Raw genomic sequence first — 3,586 nt, 5'->3', positions numbered from 1 at the left:
GGGACACCCCGACATCCCGGTAACCCGAGTCGATCATGCGAGCGCCGTGATCGGGTGGGCGGGATCGGGCGGCACGACGGCGCGGAGGGGGAGTGGGGGGACGTCACGCCGGCACGGAACAATAGACTCGCTCCGGTCACCGCGCGTCACTCCGTACAGCTCGCGCGGTCGCAGACCGGCCGGACACAGGACCGTCACGAAGGGGGCACGATGGCCGCCATCTCCCGCGAGGAGGTCGCGCACCTGGCGCGCCTGTCGCGGCTCGCCGTAACCGAGGAGGAGCTGGACACGTTCGCCGGCCAGCTCGACGTGATCCTCCAGGCGGTCGCCCAGGTCGGCAAGGTCGCCGCCGCGGACATCCCGCCGACCTCGCACTCGGTGCCGCTGACGAACGTCCTGCGTGAGGACGTCGAGACGCCGTGCCTGACGCCCGAGGAGGCGTTGTCGGGCGCGCCCGACGCCGAGCAGCAGCGGTTCCGCGTCCCCCGGATCCTGAACGAGGACTTGGCGTCATGAGCGAGCGAATCAGCATGATCAGCGCGCGGCGGTGCGCCGGCGAGCGAAGCGAGGCGGGGGCATGAGCGACCTGACCAGGAAGACCGCGGCGGAGATCGCCGCGCTGGTGGCCGGCGGGGAGGCCTCCGCCGTCGAGGTCACCCAGGCCCACCTCGACCGGATCGCGGCGGTCGACGACCAGGTGCACGCGTTCCTGCACGTCGACACCGAGGGCGCGCTCGCCGCGGCCCGGGCGGTCGACGAGCGCCGCGCGGCCGGTGAGCCGCTCGGCCCGCTGGCCGGGGTGCCGGTCGCGGTGAAGGACGTGCTCGCCACCAAAGGGGTGCCGACCACCGTCGGATCGAAGATCCTGGAGGGCTGGCGCCCGCCGTACGACGCGACGATCGTCGAGCGGCTGCGCGCGGCCGGCACGGTGATGCTCGGCAAGACGAACATGGACGAGTTCGCCATGGGCTCCTCCACCGAGTACTCGGCGTACGGTGCGACCCGCAACCCGTGGGACCTGAGCCGGATCCCGGGTGGCTCCGGGGGCGGCAGCTCCGCGGCGCTGGCCGCGTACGAGGCCCCACTGGCGATCGGCTCGGACACCGGTGGCTCGATCCGCCAGCCGGGCGCGGTCACCGGCACCGTCGGGGCGAAGCCGACCTACGGCGGCACCTCCCGCTACGGGCTCGTCGCCTTCTCCTCGTCCCTGGACACGCCCGGCCCGTGCGCCCGTACGGTGCTGGACGCCGCGCTGCTGCACGAGGTCATCGGCGGGCACGACCCGCGCGACTCCACGTCGATCCCGCAGCCCGTGCCGGACGTGGTGGCCGCCGCGAAGCTCGGTGCGAGCGGCGACCTGACCGGCGTGAAGCTCGGCATCGTGACCGAGTTCGTCGGCGAGGGCGCCGAGCCGGGCGTGATGGCGGTGTTCCGGGAGGCGGTCGACGCGCTGACCAAGCTGGGCGCGGAGATCGTCGAGATCTCCTGCCCGCACTTCAGCTACGCGCTGCCGGCGTATTACCTCATCGCGCCGAGCGAGTGCTCCTCCAACCTGGCCCGGTTCGACGGCGTCCGCTTCGGCCTGCGGGTCGGCGACGACGGCAGCCGGTCCCTGGAGGAGGTCATGTCGCTGACCCGGGAGGCCGGTTTCGGCCCCGAGGTCAAGCGCCGCATCATGCTCGGCACGTACGCCCTCTCGTCGGGCTACTACGACGCCTACTACGGGCAGGCCCAGAAGGTCCGTACGCTCATCACCCGGGACTTCACCGCGGCGTTCGAGCAGGTGGACGCGCTGATCTCGCCGACCACCCCGTTCGTGGCGTTCCCGATCGGCGCGCGCACCGCCGACCCGTACCAGATGTACCTGGCCGACCTGTTCACCATCCCGACGAACCTGTACGGCGGGCCCGGCATCTCGGTGCCGTGCGGCCTCTCCGACGGGCTGCCGGTCGGTCTTCAGGTCATGGCCCCGACGATGGCCGACGACCGGATGTACCGGGTCGCCGCCGCGCTGGAGAGCGCCGTCGGCACGTTCACCCCACCGGCACTGTGAGGCAGGAGCTCCGATGACCACGACACTGCCCTCGTACGACGACGTCGTCGCGCGCTACGAACCGGTGATCGGCCTGGAGACCCACGTCGAGCTCGGCACCCGGACGAAGATGTTCTGCGGCTGCCGCACCGATTTCGGCGGCGAGCCGAACACCCGGGTCTGCCCGGTCTGCCTCGGCCTGCCCGGCTCACTACCGGTGGTCAACAAGGCGGCCGTCGAGGCCACGATCCGGATCGGCCTCGCGTTGAACTGTTCGATCGCGGAGTGGTGCCGGTTCGCCCGGAAGAACTACTTCTACCCGGACATGCCGAAGAACTACCAGATCAGCCAGTACGACGAGCCGATCTGCGTCGACGGTTACCTGGACGTCGAGGTGAACGGCGAGACGGTGCGGATCGGCATCGAGCGGGTGCACATGGAGGAGGACACCGGCAAGACGCTGCACGTCGGTGGCGCCACCGGCCGGATCCACGGTGCGACGGAGTCGCTGGTGGACTACAACCGGGCCGGCATCCCCCTCGTGGAGATCGTCACCAAGCCGATCCCCGGCACCGGCGAGCTCGCTCCCGAGATCGCCCGGGCGTACGTCACCGAGCTGCGGGACGTGATCCGCTCGCTGGGCGTCTCCGACGTCCGGATGGAGGAGGGTTCGCTGCGCTGCGACGTGAACACGTCGCTGAACCTGCCCGGTCAGGAGTGGGGCACCCGCACCGAGACGAAGAACGTCAACTCGCTGCGCTCGGTGGAGCGGGCCGTCCGCTCCGAGATGCTGCGGCAGGCGTCGGTGCTCGACGCGGGCGGCCGGATCACCCAGGAGACCCGGCACTTCCACGAGGACACCGGGGACACCACCCCGGGCCGCTCGAAGGAGACGGCGACCGACTACCGGTACTTCCCGGAGCCGGATCTCGTGCCGATCGCGCCGGACCCGGCCTGGGTGGCCGAGCTGAAGGCGGCCCTGCCGGAGCTGCCCCGGGTGCACCGCCGGCGGCTCCAGGAGCAGTGGGGCCTGTCCGACCTGGACATGCAGTCGGTGCTCAACGCCGGGGCGGTCGAGCTGATCGAGCAGACCGTGGCCGCCGGCGCCACCCCGGCCGCGGCCCGTAAGTGGTGGCTCGGTGAGCTGTCCCGGCGGGCCAACGAGACCGGCGTGGAGCTCACCGACGTGGGCGCCACCCCGGAGCAGGTGGCGGAGCTGCAGGGCCTGGTCGACGCCGGCAAGCTCAACGACAAGCTGGCCCGGACGGTGCTGGAGGGCGTGGTGGCCGGCGAGGGTTCGCCGACCGAGATCATGACCAGCCGGAACCTGGAGGTGGTCTCGGACACCGGTGCGCTCACCGCCGCGGTGGACGAGGCGATCGCCGCCAACCCGGACATCGCCGACAAGATCCGCAGCGGCAAGGTCGCCGCGGCCGGCGCGCTGGTCGGCGCGGTCATGAAGACCACCCGCGGGCAGGCCGACGCGAAGACCGTCCGGGAGCTGATCCTGGCCCGGCTGAACGTCGAGGCCTGACCCTCCTTCCCCTCTCACCC

3 protein-coding genes are annotated in these 3,586 nt (G+C 71.7%); all 3 read left to right on the top strand.

Features of this window, described 5'->3' with window-relative positions; all coding sequences use genetic code 11:
- Window positions 1-210: 210 nt before the first annotated feature.
- The 3 genes from gatC (at window position 211) to gatB (ending at window position 3,566) form a co-directional block, all read left to right on the top strand.
- A complete protein-coding gene (gene gatC / locus E1211_RS31260) occupies window positions 211-516 on the top strand; it encodes an Asp-tRNA(Asn)/Glu-tRNA(Gln) amidotransferase subunit GatC (protein ID WP_120328591.1) in 306 nt (101 codons plus the stop codon).
- Window positions 517-577: 61 nt separating this feature from the next.
- Window positions 578-2,053, top strand: a complete 1,476-nt coding sequence (gatA, locus tag E1211_RS31255) for an Asp-tRNA(Asn)/Glu-tRNA(Gln) amidotransferase subunit GatA (protein WP_132353707.1) — start codon at window positions 578-580, stop codon at window positions 2,051-2,053.
- A 13-nt stretch (window positions 2,054-2,066) separates the two neighbouring features.
- On the top strand, window positions 2,067-3,566 hold the full coding sequence (gene gatB / locus E1211_RS31250) for an Asp-tRNA(Asn)/Glu-tRNA(Gln) amidotransferase subunit GatB (protein WP_132353705.1): 1,500 nt from the start codon (window positions 2,067-2,069) through the stop codon (window positions 3,564-3,566).
- Window positions 3,567-3,586: the final 20 nt, after the last annotated feature.

The organism is Micromonospora sp. 15K316, from assembly GCF_004348525.1.
GTDB lineage: Bacteria > Actinomycetota > Actinomycetes > Mycobacteriales > Micromonosporaceae > Micromonospora.
This window is presented reverse-complemented; position numbering and strand designations above follow the sequence as displayed.

Excerpts from the sequence above, each read along its gene's own strand:
- gatC (WP_120328591.1), top strand. The coding sequence starts at position 211 with ATGGCCGCCATCTCCCGCGAGGAGGTCGCGCACCTGGCGCGCCTGTCG.
- gatA (WP_132353707.1), top strand. The coding sequence starts at position 578 with ATGAGCGACCTGACCAGGAAGACCGCGGCGGAGATCGCCGCGCTGGTG.
- gatB (WP_132353705.1), top strand. The coding sequence starts at position 2,067 with ATGACCACGACACTGCCCTCGTACGACGACGTCGTCGCGCGCTACGAA.